This is a genomic window from Actinomycetospora atypica (assembly GCF_042653685.1).
GTDB classification, from domain to species: domain Bacteria; phylum Actinomycetota; class Actinomycetes; order Mycobacteriales; family Pseudonocardiaceae; genus Actinomycetospora; species Actinomycetospora atypica.
Genome location: NZ_JBHSIV010000011.1, coordinates 82,546 through 107,684 on the forward strand (window position 1 = coordinate 82,546; position 25,139 = coordinate 107,684).

Annotated in this window: 15 protein-coding genes; 5 read left to right on the plus strand and 10 right to left on the minus strand. The window is 73.6% G+C overall.

Features of this window, described 5'->3' with window-relative positions:
• The first annotated feature begins 110 nt into the window (after nucleotides 1-110).
• The 4 genes from ACFPBZ_RS12820 to ACFPBZ_RS12835 all read left to right on the plus strand — a co-directional run bounded on the left by ACFPBZ_RS12820 (nucleotide 111) and on the right by ACFPBZ_RS12835 (nucleotide 6,104).
• On the plus strand, nucleotides 111-1,631 hold the full coding sequence (locus ACFPBZ_RS12820) for an ABC transporter transmembrane domain-containing protein (protein WP_378036437.1): 1,521 nt from the start codon (nucleotides 111-113) through the stop codon (nucleotides 1,629-1,631).
• Nucleotides 1,628-3,352, plus strand: a complete 1,725-nt coding sequence (locus tag ACFPBZ_RS12825) for an ABC transporter ATP-binding protein (RefSeq protein ID WP_378036438.1) — start codon at nucleotides 1,628-1,630, stop codon at nucleotides 3,350-3,352. The genes ACFPBZ_RS12820 and ACFPBZ_RS12825 overlap by 4 nt, the downstream gene beginning before the upstream one ends.
• Nucleotides 3,353-3,742: 390 nt before the next feature.
• Complete coding sequence (locus tag ACFPBZ_RS12830) at nucleotides 3,743-5,113, plus strand: DUF6777 domain-containing protein (RefSeq protein ID WP_378036439.1); 1,371 nt, start codon at nucleotides 3,743-3,745, stop codon at nucleotides 5,111-5,113.
• Nucleotides 5,114-5,135: 22 nt separating this feature from the next.
• Entirely contained in the window at nucleotides 5,136-6,104 is a 969-nt protein-coding gene (locus tag ACFPBZ_RS12835) for a hypothetical protein (RefSeq protein ID WP_378036440.1), read from the plus strand.
• A gap of 575 nt (nucleotides 6,105-6,679) precedes the next feature.
• On the opposite strand, the gene ACFPBZ_RS12840 is transcribed toward ACFPBZ_RS12835, so the two are convergent.
• The 5 genes from ACFPBZ_RS12840 to ACFPBZ_RS12860 all read right to left on the minus strand — a co-directional run bounded on the left by ACFPBZ_RS12840 (nucleotide 6,680) and on the right by ACFPBZ_RS12860 (nucleotide 12,957).
• Nucleotides 6,680-7,621: a lipase family protein gene (locus ACFPBZ_RS12840; protein WP_378036441.1), complete on the minus strand. Its 942-nt coding sequence runs from the start codon at nucleotides 7,619-7,621 to the stop codon at nucleotides 6,680-6,682.
• 76 nt (nucleotides 7,622-7,697) lie between these two features.
• Nucleotides 7,698-8,630 carry a trypsin-like serine peptidase gene (locus tag ACFPBZ_RS12845; RefSeq protein ID WP_378036442.1) on the minus strand — a complete coding sequence of 311 codons (933 nt, stop codon included), beginning with the start codon at nucleotides 8,628-8,630 and terminating at the stop codon, nucleotides 7,698-7,700.
• A 366-nt stretch (nucleotides 8,631-8,996) separates the two neighbouring features.
• Nucleotides 8,997-10,448, minus strand: coding sequence for a vanadium-dependent haloperoxidase (locus ACFPBZ_RS12850; protein ID WP_378036443.1), 1,452 nt, complete (start codon nucleotides 10,446-10,448; stop codon nucleotides 8,997-8,999).
• A gap of 170 nt (nucleotides 10,449-10,618) precedes the next feature.
• The gene (locus ACFPBZ_RS12855) at nucleotides 10,619-11,218 is read right to left on the minus strand and encodes a response regulator transcription factor (protein ID WP_378036521.1); all 600 of its coding nucleotides are present in this window, start codon (nucleotides 11,216-11,218) and stop codon (nucleotides 10,619-10,621) included.
• Between the two features lie 44 nt (nucleotides 11,219-11,262).
• Nucleotides 11,263-12,957, minus strand: coding sequence for a sensor histidine kinase (locus ACFPBZ_RS12860; RefSeq protein WP_378036444.1), 1,695 nt, complete (start codon nucleotides 12,955-12,957; stop codon nucleotides 11,263-11,265).
• A 214-nt stretch (nucleotides 12,958-13,171) separates the two neighbouring features.
• On the opposite strand from ACFPBZ_RS12860, the gene ACFPBZ_RS12865 reads away from it, so the two are divergent.
• Entirely contained in the window at nucleotides 13,172-13,510 is a 339-nt protein-coding gene (locus ACFPBZ_RS12865; RefSeq protein ID WP_378036445.1) for a hypothetical protein, read from the plus strand.
• Between the two features lie 9 nt (nucleotides 13,511-13,519).
• On the opposite strand, the gene ACFPBZ_RS12870 is transcribed toward ACFPBZ_RS12865, so the two are convergent.
• The 5 genes from ACFPBZ_RS12870 to ACFPBZ_RS12890 all read right to left on the minus strand — a co-directional run bounded on the left by ACFPBZ_RS12870 (nucleotide 13,520) and on the right by ACFPBZ_RS12890 (nucleotide 24,561).
• Nucleotides 13,520-15,967, minus strand: a complete 2,448-nt coding sequence (locus ACFPBZ_RS12870; protein WP_378036446.1) for a caspase family protein — start codon at nucleotides 15,965-15,967, stop codon at nucleotides 13,520-13,522.
• 10 nt (nucleotides 15,968-15,977) lie between these two features.
• The gene (locus ACFPBZ_RS12875) at nucleotides 15,978-19,433 is read right to left on the minus strand and encodes a CHAT domain-containing protein (RefSeq protein ID WP_378036447.1); all 3,456 of its coding nucleotides are present in this window, start codon (nucleotides 19,431-19,433) and stop codon (nucleotides 15,978-15,980) included.
• A gap of 104 nt (nucleotides 19,434-19,537) precedes the next feature.
• Nucleotides 19,538-21,334 carry a glutamine--fructose-6-phosphate transaminase (isomerizing) gene (gene glmS, locus ACFPBZ_RS12880; protein WP_378036448.1) on the minus strand — a complete coding sequence of 599 codons (1,797 nt, stop codon included), beginning with the start codon at nucleotides 21,332-21,334 and terminating at the stop codon, nucleotides 19,538-19,540.
• A gap of 42 nt (nucleotides 21,335-21,376) precedes the next feature.
• Entirely contained in the window at nucleotides 21,377-22,360 is a 984-nt protein-coding gene (locus ACFPBZ_RS12885; RefSeq protein WP_378036449.1) for a glycoside hydrolase family 18 protein, read from the minus strand.
• Nucleotides 22,357-24,561: a bifunctional polysaccharide deacetylase/glycosyltransferase family 2 protein gene (locus tag ACFPBZ_RS12890; protein ID WP_378036450.1), complete on the minus strand. Its 2,205-nt coding sequence runs from the start codon at nucleotides 24,559-24,561 to the stop codon at nucleotides 22,357-22,359. The genes ACFPBZ_RS12885 and ACFPBZ_RS12890 overlap by 4 nt, the downstream gene beginning before the upstream one ends.
• Nucleotides 24,562-25,139: the final 578 nt, after the last annotated feature.

Genomic DNA, 25,139 nt, shown 5'->3' on the forward strand with positions numbered 1-25,139 from the left:
GACTCCGCCGCCCCCACCCGAAACCGGCCCTGCACCTCGCCGACCCGCCCACGGCGACGGGTCTGCTGCTGGCCGTCCTGCGGGCCCGGCCCCACCTCGCGCTCGCCTCGATGGTGATGGGCGCCCTGTGGCTGGTGCCCGGGGCGCTGATCCCGCTCGTGGCCGGGCGGGCCGTCGACGCCGGGGTCGCCCGCGGTGACACCGCGGCCCTCGTCGGCGACGTCGGCCTGATCGTCGCGCTCGGGCTCGCGCAGATGGTGTTCGGCGGCACGCTGGACTTCCTCTCGCACGGCATGTGGCTGCACGCCGCCTCGGCCGTCCAACGTCATCTCGGCGCCCATGTGCTGCGCCTCGGGGCGTCGCTCGCCCCGCAGGCCGACAGCGGCGAGGTCACCGCCGTGACCACCGGCGACCTCGACAAGATCGGCAACCTGTTCGAGACCCTCGGACGCCTGGCCGGGGCGGTCGTGGCGTTCGGCGTCGTCGGGGTCGGGCTGCTCGACCGCTCGCCGCTGCTCGGCGTGATCGCCCTGGTGGGCGTCCCGCTCGCGGTCGTCGGGATCGGTCCGCTGCTCGCGCCCCTGCAACGGCGGCGCGACGCCCAGCGCACCGAGCTCACCGCCGTGAACGCACTGGCCGCCGACATCGTCGCCGGCCTGCGCATCCTGCGCGGGGTCGGCGGCGAGGCGCGCTTCGCCGCCCGGTTCGCCGAGGCGACCGCCCGCGTGCGGTCGGCCGGCCTCGACGTCGCCCGCAGCACCGCCTCGCTCGCCGCGGCGGAGGTGCTCCTGCCCGGCCTCGTGCTGGTGGTCATCACCTGGCTCGGGGCACGGCTGGCGGCCGCGGGCACGATCACCCCCGGCGAGCTGGTGGCGGTGTACGGGGCGTCGGCGTTCCTCGTCGTCCCGGTGACCACCGCGACCGAGGCCGCGGACACCTTCGCCTCCGCCCGCGCCGGCGCGAAGAAGGTGGCCCGCCTGCTCGGGCTGCGCCCGCTGCTGCCCGACCCCGGCCCGGCCGCCCCGCCGCTGCCGCCCGGTGCCCTCGCGCTGCGCGACCCGGCGACGGGACTGCACGCCCCGGCGGGGGAGCTGACCGTGGTCGACGCCGCGGCCCGCGCGTCCGCCGTCGCGGCGCGGCTCGCGCGGTTCGCCGAGGGCGCCGCGGTGCAGGACCGGCCGACCGACGAGGTCGCCGTGGCCGACCTGCGGCACCGGGTGGTGCACGCCGGGCCCGAGGACCTCTGGTTCTCCGGGCGGCTGCGCGACGAGCTCGTCGAACGGGGTGGCCTGACAGCTCCCGACCCCCTGGCGGCCGCCGCCGCGACCGAGATCCTCGACGGCTTCCCCGCCGGGCTCGACGAGGTCCTCGGCGAGCGCGGGCGGGAGGTGTCGGGCGGGCAGCGCCAGCGGCTGGCCCTGGCCCGGGCGCTACTCACCGATGCCGACGTCCTCGTCCTGGAGGAGCCCACCTCGGCGGTCGACGCCCACACCGAGGCCTGGATCGCCGCGCGGGTGGCCGCGCTGCGGCGCGGGCGCACCACGGTGGTGCTCACCCAGGGCGCGCCCTGGCGCCACGTCGCCGACCGCGTCGTCGACCTGGGACACGAGCTGGAAGGGAGCGCGCGATGACCGTGCTCGGCTACGCCACCCCGCGCGAGGCGTGGCGCTGGGCGGCGGGCGTCCTGCGGGCCCGCCGCGGCCGGTTCCTGACGACGGCCGGGCTCTTCCTGGCGGCCTCGGCCGCGGGCCTCGTCGGGCCGCAGCTGCTCGGCGCGATCGTCGACGAGGTCGCCGCCGGGCCGGGCCGGATCCCCCGGATCGACCTGCTCGCCGGGCTGTTCCTCGTAGCCCTGCTCGTGGCTGCGGCCCTGCGCCGCGCCGCGCGCTGGCGGGCCGGGGTGCTCGGCGAGGAGCTGCTCGCGGCGAACCGGACGCAGCTGGTCGACCGGGCGCTCGCCCTGCCCCTCGCGAGCGTCGAGTCGGTGGGGACCGGGGCGCTGCTCTCCCGCGCGACCACCGACCTCGGCCGCGTCGACTCCGCGCTGCGCCAGGGCCTGCCCGAGGTGGTCACGGCCGCCGTGACGGTGGTCCTCACCGTCGTCGCGATGGTGGTGACCTCCCCGCTGCTCGCCCTCGCCCTGCTGGTCGCGGTGCCGACCGTCGTCCTGCCGACCCGGTGGCTCTGGCGGCGGCTGCCGCGGGCGATGGAACGGATGCTCGACGCGTGGGCGGCGGTGGCGTCGCGGGCGCACGAGTCCAGCGCGGGCGCCCGCACCCTCGACGCCCTCGGCCGGATCGAGGCCCGCCGGGGCGCCGACGACCGCGTCCTCGTCGACGGCGTGGACCGCGAGCGGGACCTGCGCGCGCTGCACGTGCGCTGGACGCCGTGGCTGGAGCTCTCCCACGTGACCCCGGTGGCCGCGACGCTGCTGCTCGGCGCGTGGGCGCACGGGGAGGGCCTCGTCTCGCTCGGCACGGTCACGACGATGGTGCTCTACACCCAGGCGCTCGCGACGCCGCTCGACACGGCGCTGTGGTGGATCGAGGACCTCATGGTCGCGGCGGTGGCCCTGCGCCGGGTGCTCGGTGTGCGGGTGCCGGAGGCTCCGGACCGGGTGACCCCGGCGATCGTCGGGAAGGACCTCGGGCTGCGCGTGGAGGGCGTGCGCTTCGCCTACCGCGCGGGGCGGGACGTGCTGCGCGGGGTGGACCTGCACGTCCCGGCCGGGCAGCGGTGGGCGCTCGTGGGCGGGTCGGGCGCCGGGAAGTCGACGCTCGCGCGCCTCGTCGCCGGGATCGCCGCTCCCGACGAGGGGTCGGTGCGGGTGAACGGGCGCGAGGTCACCTCCCTCGACGACGACACCCTGCGCTCGGAGGTCCTGCTGCTCACCCAGGAGCACCACGTGTTCGCCGGCACGGTCCGCGACAACCTCGTGCTCCCGGCGGGCACGTTCACCGACGACGACCTGCGGCGCGCGCTGGCCGTCGTCGGGCTGCTCGACTGGGCCGACCGCCTCGACCACCCGGTCGGCGCGGGCGGGCTCGTCGTACCCGCGCCCGTCGCCCAGCAGCTCGCGCTCGCCCGGGTGGTGCTGGCCGACCCGACGACGGTGGTGCTCGACGAGGCGACCTCCCTGCTCGACTCGGCGTCCGCGCGGCGGGCGGAGGGCGCCCTGGAACGGGTGCTGGCCGGACGGACCGTCGTCGCGATCGCGCACCGCCTGCACACCGCGGCGGCGGCCGACGTGGTCGTCGTGATGGCCGACGGCCGGATCGTCGAGCAGGGCCCGCCCGGCGAGCTGGCCGCGGCGGGCGGCGAGTACGCCCGGCTGGTGGCCGCGGCGGGGTGAATGCGCCGACGTCGTCCCGGGACCGGGCGAGGCCGGGTGCAGCGCAGGGAGAGAACAGGGCGTCGCGCGTGGTCGGGTCACGGTCCCGGTCGGTGGGAGAGCGGTGTGATCGACGACGCGGCGTACCTCGTCCAGCTGTGATCCCCGACCGTGTGGTGGGGCGTCGGATCGCAGCGTCGAATCCCGGCGGGTGCTCCCACATCCAGTCACACCAGCACCTTTGCGTTGCACCGTTCTGGTGAAGATGGCGGCGCCAGCTACCTCGGATGGTGACATTGAGCGACCACTCGTCGTAGGAATGAGCCCGGCGCGCTCCTGGAGCTCGAACACGACCCCGACGCTGCGCTCGAGTCGACCGGACTCGCTTGGCGGGACCAGATGGAGGGCGAGATGGTGCTGACGGCCTCGCGGCGCCGATCCGTGCCGCCGGTGCGGGGAGGACGGCTGCTCATCGCCGCGGTCGTGGTGGTGTTGCTGGGGGTGGCGGGAACGGTCCTCGCCGCGACCCAGCGGGCCCACGCCACACTCGAGCCGGTGAACACGGTCGGCGACTACGCCTTCTTCACCGACACCGGTGCGGACGTCCGGAACGTCGGGCGACCGACGCCGGCCGACGACCTCAGCGGCAACACCCCGGGCCTGTACGCCACTGCGCCGCCCGGCAGCTGCCGCGTCGACCGGATGAACGAACAGCTCGCCCGCGACGCGCCCCGTCTGGCGACCTGGGCGGAGGCTTCCGATGTCGCGACCACCGATGTGGGGTCCTACCTCTCGTCCCTCACCGCCCTGGCCCTCATGGCGGACATACAGGTCACCGAACACGGTTACCGGGAAGGCGGCGTGGTCAGCTACACCTCTGTCCTGCAGGCTGGCACCGCCGTGCTCGTCGACGACGCCGGGGTTCCCGCGGTCAAGTGCGTGAACGGCAACCCGCTCTCGGGCGCTCCATGGTGGACACCGACCCGCTACGACGGGCCCCCGTGGGCCGGCTTCGACGCCACCGCCGTCGCCGACGTCGCTCCGGCCGCGCAGTCCGTCGGGACGTTCGTGGTCGCCGACCCGATCTCCGGCGGGCGTGCTGAGGTCGCCGACGTGGGACCCGATCGAGGGAAGAGCACGGTCGTGTCGACCGCGGGAGCCCCATGGGTTCTCGACCCGATCGAGGCCCACAATCGGTTCCAGGTGACGGGAGACGCCGTCGACGGCTACGTGAAGGACAAGTGCGCGAACCCGCCGCACCAGTGTCTCGACGTGCGCTACGAGACCGGGGACGGCGAGACGTGGAGCGCTCCGTCGCCGTCGCTCCCGGCCGGTGCCGCGGCGTGCGACATCACGGTCGGCAACTGCTGGTACCTCCACTCCCTGACCTACGTCCCCGCCCCGACGAAGGTCGTCGACGGCCAGCGCGTGCCCTGCGATCCGGAGGCCGAGACCGACGTCGCCACCTGCCGACTCAAGGCCGGGACGAAGGTCATCGTCAAGCTCTCCTCGCTGTCCTACCAGCAGGCGTCCGAGCGGCAGACGGCCGCGGAGCAGGAGGTGGAGGCCAAGCGGGCCGCGAACCCGAGCAACCAGAACCAGGCTCTCCCTCCTGCGCCCCCCGGCACGAGCACCGTCCCGACCCCCACGACCACACCGAGGACCACCAGCACCACGGCGCCGACCACGACCACGACCACGTCGCCGACCACGACGTCCTCGTCGACCGCATCGAGCGGGAGCCCCTCCTCCAAGAACGCCGCGACCCAGTCGAACGGATGACCCGCTCCGAAGTCAGGGCGTCATGACGAAGCGACTGAGCGGCGCCCCCCGGCCGAGCCGGTCGGTGGCGGGTGCGCGACGGCCCGTCCCCGCGAACGAGAGCGCCGCACCCGTGGCGTTGCGCCTCGTCGCGTCGGTCATCGCGCCGACGACCGTCCTCACCGCCCTGCTGTTCTACTACGGCAGGCTCCACGCCCAGTCGCTCACCAGGCAGCTGCGGGTGCAGTTCACCGTCCTGGACTTCTCATTCCAGGACTACGTGGTGCGCAGCGCCGACGGGCTGTTCACCCCGCTGGTGGCCGTCGCCGTCGTCGGTCTGGTCTGCCTGTGGGTCGCCCGCTCGATCACCGCGCGGTGGACACCGACCCAACGTAGGACCGTCCTGCGCGTCTGGGCTCCGACAGCGTCGGTGCTCGGCCTGGCCCTGCTCGCGGCCGCCTGGATCGCCGGCTCCAGTCGCGACCTCTTCCGGGACAGGCCGGAGTTTGGCGGGCTCTGTCTGGCCCTGGGCGTGCTCTGCCTGAGCACCGCCGGGTCCGCCGCCCGTAGAGGCTTCGGCCGCCCGCGGGAACGGACGGGAGAGGCCGGCCCTGCCGTCGGTGCCATCGCGAAGTGGACCCTGGCCTTCCTGCTCGTCAGCGCGGGTCTGTTCTGGGCTGTCAACGACTACGCGGCACGCGTCGGGACGGCGCGGGGCATGGAGGTCGCCGCGCGACTCCCCACCGAACCCGACGTCGTCCTCTACAGCGACAAGAACCTGAACCTGCAGGTCCCGGGCGCTCGCTCCACGTTCTGTGCCGCGGTGCCCGACCCCGCAGGCTTCCGTTACCGGTACGAGGGACTGAAGCTGGTGCTGCAGTCCGGCGGGCAGTACCTGCTCCTCCCCGCGACGTGGAACCAGATCGACGGCGTGTCGCTCGTCGTACCGCGCGGGTCCGGGATGCGGCTCGAGTTCAGCGCCCCCGGGCGGCCCCCGCTGCCATCGTGCTGATCCACGGCGCGTCACCCGACACAGGTCCGAGAGCGTCATCGCCGACAGCCCGCACGCTGTGGTTCGCGGCAGCAACCTGTCCACGTATCGGCGACGCCCGTCCGCTGCGAACCCGCGCGCAGCACCACCATCGTGCCGCGGCGCACGAGGGGATCGAGCCGGCGGGGCGGTCGTCGCCGTCCCGGCGCCGGACCCGGCGACCGGGACGGCCGTGTCCAAGGAGGAGTCCCTGGCCGATGCCCGCGACCACGCTGCTGCTGAGCGGGTGGGAGGCCGTGGTGCGTCCGGACGACCTAGCCCGGCTGCTGGAGACCGCAGAGGCGCGCGAGAACCAACTGCGCCTGACCGCCCGCCGCCCGGCCGCCTCCGGCCCACCACGGCTCGCGGGTCGCCGCCGTCCGGGCCAGGCCGCGCGAGGACGCGCGGCGCGCGTCAGGGTTCATCCGGCGCCGAGGGCGGTGCCTCCGTCGCGGAGTACGTCGTCTGTCGGGACGACGGCGTGGGGGAGGGGGCGCCACTCCTCCCCCGGAGCGCATCGAGCAGGACGGTGAGCGCCGCGGCGTCCGACGGCCCGGTCACTGTCGGAGGACGCGGCCGATGGGTCCGGCGATGTCGGGATCGGAGAGGTAGTCCGCGATCGAGTGCGGATCGGTCGCGTTGCGTGTCCGTTGGTCGTCGACCTGCAGGGCGACGGCGGGCGCGAAGACCGGCGCGAGTGGGTGGATCAGGGCGACCACGTCCCGGACGTCGTACGCGTTGACCCAGCTGCCGGGCTGCACCGGCACCGCGGCCGGGACCTCAGGCGGGTGCCCCGGAACCTTGCCGCGCAGGTTCGCCGCGACGACCGGGAGCCCGAGTGGGCTGCCCGCGGTGACGAATAGGCGGACCTGCCATCGACTGTCCAGCCCGGCGAGTAGGTCGTAGGCGACGACGCTGCCCAGGCTGTGGCCCACCACGACGACGGGCCCGCCGTCAGGAGCCGCCCTCTCCAGGTCTGCCTCGACGATCTCGAGCACGCCGTCGCGCATCGCGGGGAGCTCCAGGTAGTACGCGACGTCGGTGAGGAACTCCTCGATCACCTCCGCGGCGATTCCGGTCTTGCGGGCCAGGAACCCGAGACCGGCCCGCAGGACAGGGACCCGGAGGAAATCTTCCCAGCCGAGCTCCTCGGCCGTAGTGACCCCTCGCTCGGCGGCGTGCGCGGCGAGGGCGGGCTCGGAGTAGACGAGCTCGCGCGCCGGGTCGAAGTCGAGTCGTCGGAGCAGCCCGTCGAGCGCGGCGGACTTGGTCGCGAGCAGCGCGCGCTCCTCCTTCTCGCGTTCGTCATCGACCGCCGTCCCGAGCTCGAGCTCCGGACGACGGCCGCCCTGGTCCTCGTACTCCCGGATGCGCTGAGCGAACGCGTTGCCGTAGAACGGGAGCACTGCGTCGCCGATCGGGGGCAGACCAGCCGCGATTAGACCGCGAGACAGCCCGCCCAGCCAGTCGCGCTTCTTGGCGTCGATGAAGGCGGCCAACCGCTGAGGATCGGCGGCGACTTCAGGCGGGCTCTGCTGTCGGCGTCCATGGACGAAGAGGAGCGTGGTCACCGGTTCACCTTTCTGCGATGGCGGCATCGACGAGCGCGCGCGTTCCTACGTCGAGGTCGCGTTCCCGGAGGTCGGCGACGATCCGGGACACGCGGATTCCGGCGTTCGCGACCCACTGGCGCAAGTAGTCAGGGGTCGAGGGGGTCACTAGTTGTCCGTTGACGTCGATTTCGTCGCCGCCCGCGTTCCTCGCCGATTCGCTGGCGTGATGCAGGGCCACCACCTGCCACCGGTCGTTGAGGACCGGCGAACCGGAGGAGCCGCGCTCGGTGTCGGTTTCGTACACCAACCGGCGCTCCTCGACCGCCAGCAACCTGTTGTTCCTGAAGGCCACTCGTCGGCTCTGTCCGCCGGGGTGCTGGACGATGTTGAGCGGTTGCCCCACGATGGCTTTGCCGACCGAGCTGATCAAGGGGATGGTGCCGAACCGGGCGCCGGGCGAGTCACTTCCGTCCCGACCTCCGATCCCCACCAAGGTGTAGTCGAGCTCGTCCACCGGGCTGGTGATGAAGCACCGGGCGGGGTCGAAGGACAGCTTCTCCGGAGCGATCCCGCCGACCGCGTCCTCGGCGTAGCGGAAGAGCACCTCCGCGCCCTCGGCGGTCTCGGGGGTGTCGAGGACGTGGTGGTTCGTCAGCAGCAGCCAGTCCGAGACCAGGAAGCCAGTGGCCGGTTCCGGCTGACGGATGAGGGCGACGGCGTCGGCGACCCGGGCGCCCGCTCCGAACCAATGGGTCGGGACCGAATCGTCTTGCAGCATCATCCGTTCGAGGTGCGCATCCACCTCGCGGTCTGACGTCGTGGTCGTCAACGGGACACCCCGTTGCCGGAGGTGAGCGATCTTTCGTGAGCGCGGTTGTCCGCGCCACGCGTTGTGCGGGTCGGCACGGACGGCGGCGATCACGTCTCGGTTCTCGTCGGTCAGGACCGCGTCCATCGGAGCCGGCCGGATCGTGTTTCCGATTCTCATGTTCCCCCCCGATCGCGCACCATCGTCCAGCTACGCTTCGCACGAGGTCATCCGCCGGTCGAGCGGTTACCTCCCGCCTCGGCGCCGCCCGTCCAGCGGCTTGCTGTCGAATCCTGCTAGGTCAGCTGTGTCGTTCGGGTGGCGTTCGGATCGGGAGATGCCCGGAGTGGGCCAGCGTCGGCGGCAGAGCTGAGAGGCCGGCGTCGAGCCGAGCCGGCAGCGGCTACGGGACGATGGGCAGTCGAGGGGCCCGGCCGACGACCTGTCGACCGGGCCCCCCGTCTCATCGGCGGCTCCTGGCGGTGGAGCGTGGAGACGTGGGGACTGCCCTCGTCAGGATGCGGACTCCTCCGTCCGGGTCGTCGTTCCGGTCAGACCCGTGTCGAAGATCGTCTCGGCGACCTCGAGCCCGAGGGGGACGCCTCCGATCCTGTCGGCTGGATCGCGAGGCAGGCCGTCGAAGCGCCAGTGCACGCCGAGGTAGACCCGGCTCAGTGCGTTCTCGCGAAGCGGGGTAACGAGGTCGGTGAATCGGCGGACGTGGCGGGTCCGGAGGTGGCCCCGCGAGTCGGTGGTCGTCCCGTTGAGCTCGTCCGAGATCAGGTCGGCCACATAACCCTCGTCCGGCGTGGCCTCGTGCTCGGCAGCGAGTACCTCATCGATGGTGATGGCCTCGCCACCATAGAAGAGGCGGATGATCTGGAACAGCGCAGCTCCGAACGTGGCGTGCCCGGACGGATAGGCCGGGAACGGGGGAGTGAAGTCGGGCTTCACGGTCTGATTGGTCGCGGGCGCGCCGAGCGGAACCCAGAAGGGGTCGCAATCGGCATCGTTGTTGGGCCCAGCGATACCCGAGGGGCCGTTGCTGCTGCAGGCCTCGCGAATGCCGATGACCGGGCGCCAGAGGTTGTAATAGTACTTCCAGTGCCACGCGTCGATTCCGGCGTCTGCCATCGCCACGTTCGCCAGGGCGAAGAGCTCGGCATTGTCCTCGGGAGTGTTGAGCTCGCCAGTCCTCGGGTTCACATGACTCGTGGCGATGTGGCGCAGGATCTGATTGTAGAAGCGGGGCGGAGTGCCCAGGAGATCGACGCCGTCGTACGCCCAGAAGATCCCGATCAGGGTCTGCTCCGGGGTGCGGGAGGTGCTGGCGAGCGCACCCAGGTGGCGTACCTCGTCGTGGTCGGCCCGGTAGTGGTCGTCGGTGAGGTAGTCGGCCTGGTGGTACCCCGGAGGCGGGTCCAGCTGGACCCTCGTCCCGAGCGCGAAGTGAGCGACCTGGCCCCACAGGGGCCCGAGGTACGGCTGCGTCGGATTGACCGGGTCGACCCGGTGACGTCCGTAGGCCGAGGAGGCCGCGTACGGCATCGGATTGTCGGCGCCATCGCTGGCTCGACGTGCGAGCATGGCGGTCGCGATCCCGACCCCGAGACGGTGACCGTCGTCGAGACCGGGTCCCGCCGGCATCGGTTGAGCGGTGGCGTGCGCGACGATGAAGTCTTCGTGCTCGGGCCAGAGTGCGGAGAGCACACTCTGTGCTGCGGCGGCCACGGCGGCGTCGCGGGCGGTGTCCGTGCCCGGGCCCGTGTAGGTCATGCCGGTGTAGGTGGGCTCGTTGCCCTTGACCGCGACGACGGCGTCTCTCATGGCGAGAGAGACCATGGCGAACGCTCGAGATGAACCCGTCGGGCCTCGGGTGGGCACGGTCTTGGCCACCTCGGGGCCGGTGTGGTCGCGGGCGTTGACCTCGAGTAGCGCTTCGTTCCAGTACAGGATCGGGTCCACGGTGGGACACCTCCGAGCTCGTTGATTGCGCCGCGCTGAATACGCTGCGTTCGTACGAACCGGAAGTCTTCGCGACGAGAACACACGGCGTGAGCCGGGAATCCACCATCATCTCGGGGGGTACCGCCCCAGGTTCCGTGGGTGGAAACCCTCCCCGGGCGGGTGGAACGTCAGTCGCCCGCAGCCCGCAACCAGGTCACGACAGCGAGAACCCGTCGGTTGTGCTGTTCCTCCCCGGGGATGTCGAGCTTCTCGAAGACCGCGGTGACCTGCTTCTCCACGGTCTTCTTGCTCACGTTCGCGGCGGCGGCGATGCCGGCGTTGGAATGGCCCTCCGCCATCAGGATGAGGACGCGACGCTCGCTGTCGCTGAGGCGCTCGAGGGCCCGGACGTGGCGCTGACGGGCGAGGAGCGTGGTGATCACGTGCGGGTCGACAGCGCATCCGCCGCCGGCGACGCGACGCAGGGCCGCCCCCAGCGCCTCGGCGTCGTCGACCTCGTCCTTGAGGAGATAGCCGATCCCACGATCACCGAGGCCCAGCACGCGCTCCGCGAAGTGCCCGTCGTTGAACGTCGACAGGACGAGGATGCCGACCGTGGGGTAGTCCTTGCGGATCTGCTCGGCGGCGCGCAGTCCCTCGTCCGTGCGAGTCGGGGGCATCCGGATGTCGAGCAGCACGACGTCGACCGGGGTGCCGCGGAGGCGGGAGAGCAGGTCGTCGGCTTGGCCAGCGGCGATGACGACGTCGAGGCCGATCTCACCCAGCATCGCCACCAACGCATTGCGGAACAATCGGGAGTCGTCGGCGAGGGCTACGCGCACGGGATCGTGACCTGCACTCGGGTGCCGCCGCCGTCCGACAGGATCCTCATGCTTCCGCCCACCGCCATCACCCGGTCCCGTAGCCCTGCGAGCCCACCGCCGGCCTTCTCCTCGGCACCGCCGGATCCGTCGTCACGGATCGACACGTGCAGCACCGTCCCGTGCCGTTCGACGTCCACGGCGGCCCGCCGGGCCCCCGAGTGCTTGACGATGTTGGCGAGCGCCTCGCAGCACACGAAGTAGGCCGTCGCATCGACGATCGGGTCGAGCCGTTCCTTGTCGACCCGGATGTCCACCTCGAGCGGCAGGCGCTCGACGACGCTGTGGACCGCGGGGCCCAGGCCGGCCTCGGTGAGGATGGCGGGATGAAGACCGCGGGCCAGACCGCGCAGCTCGTCGAGGGTCTCCTGGAGCTCGGCGCGGACCATGTCGATCATGGCGCGGTCGTCGGGGCTCGTGGCCCGGGGCCGGGCGATCGCGAGCGCGACCTTGAGGGCCAGCAGGCGTTGCTGGACACCGTCGTGCAGGTCGCGCTCCAGCCGTCGGCGGGCCTCGTCCCCGGCCCCGACGATCCTCGCCCGGGACTCCCGGACCTCCGTGAGGCTCGCCTTCGTCGTCGCCTGCAACCAGCTGTTCTCGAGCGCGAGCCGGGCCGCCGAGAAGGCGGCGTCGACGAGGTTCGGGTGTCCCGCGAGACTCGGGTGCATGTCCAGCGTCGCGAGGGGCGTCCCGTCCGGCGTCGCGACCGTCCGTGTGCAGCGGTCGGCGTACACGGGAGCGAGATCGACCGTCATGCCGCCGGGATCGACGTGACCTTCGCCGTCCGGGTGGTGGTAGATCACGCGGAGGGTCGGGTCACTGAGGCTCTCCGCCAGCACCCGACGGACGTGGTCGGGCGTGACCGGGCGGGCGAGAGCCACGACGAGCTGGGACATCGCGGCGTGGGCGAGCCGCCGCCGCACTGCGGACACCCCGAAGGCCGCGGGGATCGTCAGCAAGGCGAGCGCCTCCACGCCGAAGACGATGTCGGCCGCGGTCGGGCTCAGCGTCGCGGTCCCGCTCGTCACCTCCGCACCGACGACCACGGCCGCCGCCAGAGCCGCCGTGGCCACCGGGTGCAGGAGGCGGCGGTCGATCCCCTCCGTGCGGTAGAGGCGACGGGCCGCGATCACCGCGAACAGGAGCGCAGCCCCCGTCCCGACGACGGTCACGCCGACGTCGCAGATGACCGCGACAGTCGGCGAACGGGTCACCGTCGGCCACCATGCTCGCGGGTTGAACCCGTGCCAGGCGGGCTCCGACACGAGCGCTGAGGTCGCACGAAGCACGACCAGCAGCCCGGCGAGGCCGACGACGAGGACGCGGTTGGGGAGGCCCAGGGGCTGCGATCGGGGATAGCGCAGCAGCACGGCCATGAGGGCGGGGAAGACCAGCGGCCCGAGCACCCACTGGATCACCGCCCAGGGGCCGCTCGGGGCGAGGGCGCTCGTGTATCCCGCGGTCCAGCAGGCCGCGGCGACGACGAACGCGCGGACGTTCGAGCCTTGGTGAGGCTCGCCGGCCAGCACGAGCGCCGTGCCACCGAACCCGAGGGTGACGGCGAGGTTCACGAGGGCCAGGAGAGGGTTGATCGACCAGGCAGGAAGGAGGGCGAGCACCGCGAACGCAAATATCCCGCCGGTCACACCGAGCGTAGGCGCATCGGGACATCGCGACCCGTTCGTTGCACCGTTGTTCTCAGGATTCACGTCGGCACTCCCGGGTTGCCACGCCGAGTATCGACGAGGGGCGGGTCGTCACACAACCGAGAGGGCGTTGCCCCTCGATCCTGTCCGGGCCAGGGTGGTCCCGATGAATCCGCGGATCGCCCTGCGGTCCCCTCACAGAGCAGGACGCATTGTGCCCGGAGCCGACGATCCCGATCCCGATCTGCTGCTCGCCCTGGTTCGTGCCGATCCGGACACGCGCGGCCTCCTGCCCTGGGCGGAGGCGGCCTGGCAGCTCGCGGCCGACGAGGTCCTCACGTTCCCGCTCGAGCGCCTCGAGGACGTGGAGCCCCTCTTCGCCGAGGCGATCGCCAACGGTCTCGACGACGCTGAGGTGGAGTTCATCAGCGGCTGCATCCCGGCGTCGGTGTTCCCGATCCGCGACTTCCGCCAGTTCCTCGACCGGGCCCTGCTCGTCGTCGAGATCGTGCACCGGCTGCAGGACCCGCAGGAGCCACCCAAGAAGTGGTGACCCGCGCCGTCAGCGCGCATCGGGGTCGACGAGCTCGAGGGCGAAGGCGATCCCCTCACCCCGCAGGAGTCCCGCCCTCGGCCGGCGCCGGACACCGTTCCCGGTCCCGAACCGGTCGTCGGGGAGGAGGAGGGTGCGGAAGGCGGGCTGCACTCCCGACCCGACCCGGTCCTCCAGAGCTCGGGCTGCCGCGACGACCAGCGCGGCGATCGAGCCCGACGACCCGTCCGCTCGGGGGGCGGTCGTCGCGAGCGCGAGCAGGTCGTCCAGATCGTCGGCGCCGTCGGGGCCGACCCAGAGCGCCAGGTCGAGGAAACGGCCCACCGCGCCCTCGTCGAGGAGCAGTCCACCCTCCGGCAAGCCACCTCCCGCCGGAAGCCGCACGGTGCGTGCGCGGACGACCTCGCCGGCGGGCGCGACCAGCAGGTCGAGCCGGACCGGCCGGTCAGCGAGCCCGGGGACGTCCAGGTCGGTCAGGCGCAGGTCCAGATGCCGGACCGGTGCCTCGTGGTCGCTCGGGGCAGGCGTCACCAGACGTACCGAGTCGTCGGGGCGCTCGTCGACCGCGAAGTTCGGTTCCGTCGGGCTGTCGGGCGGGCGTGGCCGTGGGTGGAGCACGAAGTCGAACGGCACGATCCGGTAGCGGACCGGGTCGCCGCTGACCTGCGCGGGAGCGCGGCGTCCGACGACCAGGTCCTCCAGCAGCTGCCCGAGCCGGGTGGTGAGGGTGCCGGACCGGGTGACGACGCCCGTCTGGGCCAGCTGCCCGAGGCCGTCGATCTTCGCATTCGCCACGATCGTCACCATGGTCTCGCTACGGGGAGTGTCGTCGGGTAGCCCGGTCGGCCAGCGCAGGGGGAGGCCGCTGGCGCCGGGGGCCGACCGTCCCACCTCGTAGGCGCGGCTCGGGGTTACGGAGATGCCGTCGGGCTCGGACGACGTCAGGATCGCCACCCGTCCGGCGAGCCCCACGTCGACGACGGAGACGTACCGGGTGCGTGTGGCACGGTTCGCGGCGCGGACGACCAGGCGGTCGCCGACGAACAGGTGCGCGCCCTGGGTGAGTGGCTCGTCCCCACCCGGGTCACCGACCCGCAGCCAGCTGATCTCGACGTCGTCGCCGAGCTCCTCGCGCCCCGTGCCGGACGCGAGCCCGCGGACCCACGCAGCCCGTGCGAGCGTGCGTACGTCCTCCGCGACTTCCGTCGGCGTCGGGGTGGTGGTGCCGCGGTAGAGGGGAGCGTCGTCGGCGTCGAGGAGCTGGGTGCCGTCCTCGCCGAGACGGACCGTGGCCAGGGTGCCGACCGTGTCGTCGACGACACGGACGTGGGCCGTCCTCACCAGCTCGGCGATGAGCGCGGGGCGTGCCGGGGAGGTGGGCGGCTCGATCGCCACCGGCCGGGCACCGAGGGCCACCTCGCGTGGCCAGGCCGCGGTGCCGGCCGCCAGGTCGGCGACCGTCCCGCCCGTCAGGGCCAGCACCGCACGGCCGTCGACGATCCCGGTGACCGCTGCCGTGATCTCCGGTGCCCCGGCGACGCGACGCGGTGGGACGAGCAGGTAGGTGTCGCCCGCAGCCGCCCCGAACAGCGCGCCGCCGTCCATCAGCGCGACCCCGTCGACCACCCGTACCGGACGCACGCCGGTCTGGGCTCGCGTGTCGAGGGAGAACAGCAGCCGGTCGGTGGGGCCCTCGACCTCGGGGCGTTGCCGGACCACCTCGATCACGGCGCCGCGCACGAGATCGCGCACCTCGCGCCACGTCAGGTCGGTGCTGGCCCGGTCGGCCAGCACCCCGACGAGCGCCGCGGTGAGGACACCGTGCGGCCGGCCGCCGAGTGCTGCGCTCGGCCGTTCGTAGGCGAGCTCGGCGGGGGAGCATGCGACCACGCGGACCGCGTCGGGGTTGCTGTCGGTCGTCACCGAGGCGAGGGCCGGGTCTGCCCGCAGCTCCGCCCACCGTCGCAGGAGGTCGGCCCTCGGCAGGTCGACCTCGAGCGCGCGCGGGAGCGCGTCGGGGGTGCGCGACATGCGGGCGGAGTGGCAGCAGTCGAGGATCGTCGTGACGTTCTTCGTCCTGTTCGTCAGTTCGAGCTGGAGCATGCTGAGCTCCTCGGCGAGAACACAGCGGGCGCGATCACCGGAGACGTCCTCGATGTCGGTCGGCACGATGTACTGGAGCCAGGTCGGCACCTCCGGGTCGTCGCGTGGCCCGCGTCCGCGCTCGCGCGCCCCGTGTCCCGTGTAGTACACGACCGTCGCGTCGTCGGCAGCCGTGTCCGCGATGAGCTCGCGATAGGCGGCGACGATGCCGGCTGCGCTCGACGCGGACCCGGTCCGGCGGTCGGTGGTGAAGCCGAGGTCCTCGAGGACGTCGCCCATCACGGCCACGTCGCCCTCGACGCCCTGCAGCGCCCCGACCTGACTGCCGATCAGCAGCGCGCGTCGTCGTGACATGACCATCTTCTCAGGACGTGCCGATGTGGACGAACGGGGCCCACGCGAAGGGGTGGGCCGGGTCCGGGGCCGCATCCGGCGGCGGGGCCTCCGGGTCTGCGTCGCGCACCGATCGGCGGGCCCGTCGCGGGGTGGGGTCGGTCTCGGGCGTCGTCGGGCGCTCCAGGTCCCGGTACCAGGTACCCGCCTCCTCACGGGTGAGCGTGCGGAGCCGCGTACGGGCTCTCTCGAGCGCCGCGCCGACCGAGGACGTCGCCTGGAGTTCCTCGTGCAGGGCGACCATCGTCAGACAGGCCAGCTGGTCGTCGACCGGCCACAGGGAGACCACCAGCTCGTCGGCGCCGGCGGCGATGAGGGCCCGGGTCAGCCCGACGAGGTCGCCCGCGGCGGTCGCGCGCCCGCGACCGCTGTCGCAGGCGCTGAGCACGGCGAGTTCCACGCCGGAGTCGGCTCCGACGAGGTCGGGCAGCGTGAGGCTGCTGGTGCCGGCGAGGGCCAGCTCGGCGCTGTACGGGGACGCCTCGCGCAGGACGCCGTGAGTCGCGAGGTGCAGGACCCGGGCGCCTGGGAGTCGGTCGAGGACCGCGTCGCGGGTCGCCTGGTCCGCGAGGAGGGGAGCGGCCTGCCGGAGGCGCCCCACGGCGAGGGCCTCGGTGCGGGTACCGGGCAGCTGCTCCAAGCGGCGCTCCGTCGCGAACGACGGGTTGCCCACGAGCAGGACGTCGTCGCCGGTCGCCGGGACCGCCGCACCGAGCCGCGGTACCTCCGGCACGAGCGAGGCTGCCGGCAACACCGACGTCGTCCACTGGGCCCCGAGGGTGTCCCCGGCCCAGGGCACGGCGTGGAACGGGAGGACCGCGAGCGGCCCGTGGGGGACGATCACCACGCGACGGTGCTCGGCGAGCTCATCGGTCCACGGGCGCAGCAACAGATCCGCGAGCCACCCCGCGGAGGCCTCCCGGTCCGCGGCGGTCGAGTCCGGCTGCGCGAGCGCGCGATGCCATCCCCGCGCCTCGGCGGTCAGCTCCGCGGTGGCGACGTCCTGATGGACCACCCGGGCGGACTCCGAGGTCACCGCCCACGCGACGAGTTCGTCGTCGAAGGCGTGGAACTGGAGGAGCAGGGTGCCCGGGGCCAGGCGTGACCGGATCGACGCGAGAGACGGGGTCGTGGGCAGGCGGCGCCGCGTGGCGACCTCGTCGGGCGACTGCATCACGAGGATCTCCTCGGCCTCGTCGAGCGCCCGCTCCGCGTCGCGCACCGTCCGCTGGACCCGCTCAGCGGCACCGGGCTCCCCGATCTCGTCCCCGGCCTGCTCGACGGCCCGTGCGAGCAGCGCCCCGGTCTGCTGCCACCGCCGCACCGCCGGTGGGACCCTGGTGCGCACCGACCGGCCGAACAGATCGGTCAGGGAGCCGGCCCGGCAGCGGTCGGAGAGCTCGAACGCCCCGGCGAGATCGACGGCGCGGTCGGTGGGCCCGGCGGCGGGATCCGTGGCAAGTCGGGTGTGGGCGCGGATCGCGGTCGTGTAGAGCCCGGCGACGGCGAAGTCGTCGGTGGCCATCGTCCGGAAGACGTCGAGACCGAGACCGGCCAGGTGTTCCTCGAACCGCGCCACGGCCACGGCCGCGGTGACCGCGGCACCCGCGGTGTCGCCGAGCCCGAGCTGGATCTCCGCGAGCAGACCTGGCGCCTCCCAGGGGCGCTCGCCGCCGGCCGGTAGCTCGCCCTCGGGCAAGCCGACGAGGACGGCGTGCGCACGATCGAACCGCTTGAGCCGCGTCCACAGCGCGGCGCTAGCGTCCGCGGGCAGGCTCGCGTCGATCTGCTCGAGCACGGTCACGGCCTCGTCGAACCGGCGCATCTGGCCCAGCACGACGAGCGTCGGGAAGGGGCCGGTCTGCCGGGCGGCCTCGAGCGCCTCGTCGAAGAACGACACCGCCCGCTCGGGGTCACCGGCGCTGCGCAGGGTGAGGGCGCGGTAGAGGGGGCCGAAGATCGACCCCTCGGCGCGAATGCCGTCGAGCGTGTCGGACATCGCGCTGTGCACGGCCTCGGCCATCGGCCCCTGTGGGGGCGTACCGGCGAGCCAGTTCGCGTGCTCCCCGACCCGTTCCACGGCCGCACCGTCCCGCAGCCCCTGCGCGTCGCGGCTCGCCGCGGCCACGCGGGTGACGAGTCGGCCCCACGCCAACCCGTCGCGGTCGTCGCCGGACCACCGGGAGGCCTCGACCTCGGCGTCGGCGAGCACGAAGGCGGCCCGCCGGTAGTTCGCCGCGACGTACCGGTCCGCCTGGTCCTCACGCAGGGCGGCCGCCTCGGGAGTGCCACCGAGCGCCGTGGTGATCGACTCGGCGAGGCGGTGGGCGAGGCGGGCGCCCCGGACGTCGTCGTCGCGCCAGCGTGCCGCCCGTGCGACGCAGAGACGGGCGAGTCCCCGGGCGAAGCTGCGGCTTCCGTTCCCGAGCGCCCAGGCCGCGACGGCGGCCCCGATCGCGGACACGTCCGGCCGCTCGCCCGCTTGTACGAGGGCCAGGGCGCGGTGCACCGCGATCAGTGCCGAGAGCGCCCCGTCCCCGGTGCCCTCGGCGAGGGTGGTGGCATCGTCCAGTGCGGCGACGGCCCCGACGGGGTCGTCCTGCGTGACGAGCGCACCGGCGCGGCGCAGGGCGACCGCGGCCAGCCCGCGGGGAGCGCCCGCCGTCCGGTACCCGAGTTCGGCCTCGGCCCAGTGTCGCTCCGCGGTCTGCGGGTCGGGGACGGTCCCGGTTCCGGAGGGCTGCCCCGGCGCGAGTCTCTCCCCGAGGAGCTCGGGGTGCGATCCCGGTGCGGCGGCGCGGTCGCCCGCGGCCAGGTCACAGGCGGCGACCCCGCTACGGTCGCCGAGGAGTTCGTAGGTACTGCGGGCAATCTCCAGTGCGGCGTCGCCCATCGGGCCCTGTCCAGCGCGGCCGGCGACGTCGGCGAGGGCGAGCGCCGCGGCTGCGGTCGCGGTCGGCTCGTCCAGCGTGGAGAGCTGCTCCAGGACGAGCTGCGCCTGACCGATCGCGACGTCGGCCGCCTCCGGCCCGCCCGTGGCGATGTCCCGCCACAGGGGGAGCGCCGCGAGCAGGTGTCCGGCGACGGTCACCAGCACCCGGGTCCGGCTCTCGGTCGACGCGATGTCCGGGGCGACGACGACCTCGTCGTCGTGGCCGGGCTCGCGGGTGGCGGGCCCGCCGCCGGGGAACCACGCCGTCCCGAGGACGCCGGCGAGGGCCCGCAGCGCCGTGAGCACCTCGGCGAGGTCGGCATCGTCCCCCGGGGCCAGCGCGTCGAGGATTCGGGCGGCACGGCGCGGCTCCCCGGCCCCGAGCGCGGCCGCTGCGGCGGTGAGCGACCCGGCCGTGGCGGGCGCCGGACCGCCGGGACGCCATTGGTCGCGCAGCAGTGCCCGGAGCACCTCGTCGAACGACTCGAGGCCCATGAACCCCCCTGGCACACGGCTGCGGTCGCGATCATCGTCCTGCTACGGGGAGGCACGAGCAGCCGCCGGTCGAGCGAACCTGCCCGTCCTCGTCGCCCGATCGCTCACTCCACCGTCACCGATTTCGCGAGGTTCCGCGGTCGGTCGACCTCGTGGCCGAGCCGCACCGTCATCTCACGGGCGAAGAGTTGCAGGGCGATCGCCGCCTCCAACGGTCCCCATGGGGGCTCCTCCGACGGCGCGCAGGTCGGGAGGGTGGCGTCCTCCGGCGGCCCCACCACGACGGCCCGGGCCCCGCGGGCGGTCATCTCGGCGATCCCGACGGCGAGGCGGCCGCGCGGCTTGGCGGCGACCACGACGGCCGGGGTGCCCGGACCGAGCAGGGCGATCGGGCCGTGCTTGAGCTCGCCGGCGGGCACCGCCTCCACCCATCGGTAGGTGAGCTCCTCGAGCTTCAACGCCCCCTCTCGGGCGTAGGGCACCCCGGCGCCGCGGGACACGAAGACGACGCCGGGTTCGCCCGCCAACTCCTCGGCGAGATCGGCGGCCGGTCCGGCGGCCCGCGCAGCGGTCGTGGCCAACCGCATGGGGAGGCCGTCGAGCACCTCCTCGAGGTGCGCCAGCCGGGCAGCAGACAACCGGCCCGTCCCCGAGGCGACCGCCAGCGCGAGCGCGACCCCGGCCACGACCTGGGCAGTGAAGGTCTTCGTCGCCGCGACGCCGACCTCGGGCCCGCAGCCGAGCCCCAGGACGGCGTCGGCGCGGCGGGCGAGGCTGGAGCGCGGGGCGTTGGTGATCGCGAGCACCGGATCGCCCCACCGGTCGAGGGCCGCGAGGACGTCGGCCGTCTCGCCGCTCTGCGACACGGCGACGGTCAACGTGCCCGGCTCGGGGACCGCGAGGTCCGGCTCGCTGGCCGTGACCACGCGCGTCGGGATAGCACCCTCCACGGCGAGGACCCGGGCGGTGACCTCCGCGGCGTGCCCCGACGTGCCGCACGCGACCAGGCGTATCCGCGCCGGCGCGCCCAGCCCGAGGTCCTCGAGCAACTGCCCTCCCTGCAGCCGACCGAGGAGCCCATCCAGCAGCCGCCGGGCCGCGGCGGGCTGCTCGTCGATCTCCTTGGCGGTGAAGTCCGGGGCGCTCCCGCGGTCGACCGAGGCCGATCGGGCACCGAGCGACCACGACGAGGGTGCGGGCACCGGCCGGGCCTGCCCGTCGAACCAGAGGACGTCACCTGCGAGGGCCACCAGGTGGCCGTCGGGGACCTCACGGGCCTCCGTGATCTCGGGGCCCAGGCCCAGCTCGTCGCTCGCCGCCATGAGCCTGCCGCCACCCGCGCCGACCAGCAGTGGTGAGCTGCGGCGCGCGAGCACCACGCCGTCCACGCCGCCCACGAGGACCGCCAGCGCCCAGGTGCCGCGCAGACCGTCGACGGCGAGGGCCACGGCCCGGACGACGGCGTGGAGATCGGGGACCGCGGGCAGGGCGTCCTCGATGCGGTGTGCGATCAGCTCGCTGTCCACCTCGGTGGCGATCCGGTGCCCCCGTACCGCCAGCTCCGCGCGCACTCGCGAGGCGTCCTCGATCGTGCCGTTGTGGACCAGGGCGACATGCCCCGAGCAGTCCCGGTGGGGATGGGCGTTGGCCGCGACCGGTGCCCCGTGCGAGGCCCAGCGGGTGTGGCCGATACCGGACGTCGCGCCGTGCGCCTCGCCGGGCAGGGCGGCGACCAGGGCGGGGAGCCGCCCCACGGTGCGATGGACCGACGGCAGTCCGCCGTCGCCGGGATCGAGGGCGACCCCAACTGAGTCGTAGCCGCGGTACTCGAGGCGTTCGAGCCCGTCGAGCAGCGCAGGCAGAGCAGGGACGAGCCCGTGGTGGGCGACGATTCCGCACATGGTGGTCCTCCGGAAGAGATGGGTGAACGAGAGGGGGCTGCGTCAGGGAAGGGGGCGGTCGATGGCCTGCAGGAGCCCGGTGAAGGCGGACCGGTCCTGCTCGACGCCGCTGCAGTCGGGGCGCGCCCGGGGTTCGCCGGGACAGGAACCGGCGTCGCGCGACACCGACCACAGGCCGACCGCGCCGAGGCCGCGGTGGCGGGCGTGTCCGACCACCGCGGCGGCGTCGTCGGCAGTCGTGACCATGCCCTGGTCGTTGCGCCCGATCATCACGGTCACCGCGAGACGTCGACGCAGCTCGCCCGGATCGGCGTCCGGCCAGACCTCCCCGAGCTGGCGCGTCGCGGCGTCGGTCGCGCCGGTCATCGCGTCCCGCCATTTCCCACCGTCCGGGAAGTTCATGGCCATGATGTTCGTGCGCACCGCGACGCCCCGATCCGCCGCGGCTCGCAGCATCGCCATGCCGGCGGCGGTCAGCGCGTGGTCCCGGGACTGGACCGGGAGCGTCAGCGTCACCGCGGTGCCGCGCTCGCGCTGCAGGCGCTCGAGGGCGTCGGCCACGATCTCGACGTCGACCGGTGCCTCGAGGTCGACGTCGAGCTGGTTGGAGCCGACGGCGTCGAGGGCCGTCCGGTAGGCCTGTGCGAGCGCGTCGGCGTCCTCGCAGGCCGTCTCGAGGTAGGGCGCCATCGCCCCTCCGGTCGCGACGGTGACCTCGCCGCCCACGCCGCGAAGCTCCGACAGCCGGTCGACGACGGCGCGGTCGGCGACGGGGACGTGGCCGCCCCAGCTCGGGTCCGCGCACCCGCCCGGTCCGGCCAGCACGAACGCCAGGACGACGTGCCGCTGTCCGGTCTCCCGGGAGTACGCCGCCAGGTCGGGGGGCGTCGCGGTGCTCATGTCGGCGTAGGGCAGCACCCGCGCGGTCGGCAGGGGTCCCTCGGCGAGTACCGGGGGGCCCGGGGCGACGGTGCAACCGGCTAGGAGGGCGACCAGGACGAGGACGGCGGACCGGACGGCGATCACGTCGACCTCCCGGCCAGGGCCGGTACGTCCGCGGCGTCCAGAAGCTCGTGGAGTCCGCCGACGCGCCGCAACTTCTGCCACCGCAGCCGGATGCCGGCAGCCGCGGTGACCGTCGAGCGCACGAGGACGGCGTACATCAGCTGCCGGTAGACGATCTGCTGGAGCGGGAGCAGCCACAGCACCCGCAGCCGCTCCCGCTCGAGGTGGAAGGCGTACACGGCGCCCAGGAGCTGGAGCCCCAGCATGGCGCTCCAGGCCCCTGCAGTGAGGAGCGGGTCGAGGAACAGCAGCCCGTACACCAGGAACACGTCCACCAGCGGCGCGAGCAGCGGCAGCAGGATCTGGAAGAGGGCGAGCTGGACGAGCCCGAGACGGCCGAATCGTCCGGACGCGCCTCGGGAGAGCACCGCGCGGCGGTGCTTCCACATGGACTGCATCGTCCCGTAGCTCCACCGGTACCGCTGGCGCCACAGCTGCCCGAGGGTCGCCGGCGCCTCGGTCCAGGCCCGCGCACTCTCCTCGTAGACCACCCGCCACCCGGCGCGACAGACGGCCATCGTCAGATCGGTGTCCTCGGCGAGCGTGTCGTCACTGACACCGCCCACAGCGAGCAGGGCGTCGCGGCGGAAGGCGCCGACGGCGCCGGGGATCGTCGGCATGCAGCGGAACAGGTCGTAGACCCGGCGGTCGACGTTGAAGCCGATGACGTACTCGATGTGCTGCCATGAGGCGATGAGGCCCCGGCGGCCGGATCCCGTCGTCGCGACCTTCGCGTTGCCGGAGACCGCGCCGACGGCAGGGTCGGCGAACGGCTGGACCAGGCGACGGACGGTGTCGCGCTCGAACACCGTGTCCCCGTCGATCATGACGATCAGGCGGTGCCGGGCGTGCGCGATCCCGTTGTTCAGCGCGGCCGGCTTCCCGCCGTTCGGCTGGCGGACCACCCGTACCTCGGGAAGTCCGAGCCCTGCGGCGATCTCGGCGGTGTCGTCGGACGAACCGTCGTCCACGACGACGACCTCGACGGGGTGGTCGCTCGCGACGAGCGACCGGACGGTCGCGGCAATGTTCTCCTTCTCGTTGTAGGCGGGCACGACAACGGAGACAGGCTCCGTCACGGGCGCGCCCCAGGCCCACCGGTGCGCGGCCCGCTGCGCGCGGTGGCGGCCGGCCACGACCATCATGACCAGCAGGCGGAGCAGGACGAGCCCGCCCACGACCAGCAGCATCCAGGTCAGGGAGGACACGAGGACCCCGGCGATCCCGACGGCGACCATCAGGCCACGGCCCATCAGGTACGGACCGGTACTCACCGGTTGGTCGGGCGCGGGCAGGCCGACCGCCTCGGTGGGGGTGGTGAATCGGTAGCCCCGGTCCTTGAGGAGCGGGATCAGCCGGTCCAGCGCCGCGACCGTCTCGGAGCGGTCACCTCCGGCGTCGTGCATGAGCACGGTCCCGCCCCGGCCGTTGGGCGGGGTGCTGTGGGCGACGATCGCCTCGACGCCGGGGTGGCGCCAGTCCTCGCTGTCGTAGTCGGTGAGGACCGTGGTGTAGCCGACCTCGGTGGTCTCGAGCAGCGAGCCATAGTGCGGGTCGTCGATCGCCCGCGGGGATGAGGAGTAGGGCGGCCGCAACAGTGCCGTGGACTCGCCCACGGCGCCGTTGATGATGAGCTGGGTGTCGCCGAGCTCGATCGCAGCACGCAGGGGTGTCACGGTGGTGAGGTCGGGGTGGGTGAAGGTGTGCACACCGAGCGCCGAGCCCTGCTCGCGGATGGCGATCAGCAGTTCGGGGTGCCGCGCGGCCGCGCTACCGACGACGAAGAACGTGCCGGGGACGCCGTGCTTGCGCAGGACCGCGAGCACCTCGGGGGTCCAGCGCGGGTCGGGTCCGTCGTCGAAGGTGAGGGCGATGGTCCGGTCGGGCAGACGCCGGGACACGAGACCGTCGGGCCCGTCGGAGAGGATCGGGCCGCCCTGTAGCACGGACTCCGGCACGGTGGCGACGCCCTCCGGCTCGGCGGCCAACTGGTCGGCGGCAACGCTCGCGTTGGTCAGCCCGTTGAGCACCAGGACGCTGGCGAGCATCAGGGCGGTGACGGCCGCCAGCCACGCCGCGGGGCCGGGGAGACGCCGGCGGCAGGCGTCCGGCGCCTCCACCGCAGGTTCGACCGGACGTGGCACCAGGACGCGGTGGCTCACGGGAGACTCCTCACGGACGTGACGGGCACGGCGATCCCGATGGCCGGGCCCGTGATCCCGCTGGTGTGAGGCGCGGACGGCGCCGGCGACCCGGCCAGTGCGCCGCAGCCCACGAGGACGACGTAGAAGAGCGACGTGGCGGCGGCCAAGACACCCAGCCCACGCACGAAGCGGTGCCGCCGTCCGCTCCCGTCCACGAACACGGGGTCGCTCACGATGACGCGAGCGGGGAGGGCGGAACCCGGGGAGCGCATCATGGGCGCGAGCGCGACCGGGCAGACGCTGTTCGCGTCGGCGCCCGACGGTGCGACCGTCACCAGTTCCGGGCCGCCCCACCCGATGTGGCGGTAGGCCGGGCGGTGGGGCCCCGCCCGGTGGCGGGCGCGCGGCGATCGAGGCGGACGAGCGTCGCGGAGGCTCCGGACCGCAGCTGCGCCGGGGTGGAGGTTGTTTGTCACGTGCTCCAGCCTCGGGAGTGCTCTCGGTCGAAACGACCCCTTGCACCCTCGATCTCGATGCGGGTTTACCCCCACCGGCTGCAGCGCGGCTGTCGGGAAGTGCGATCTCGATCCACGGCC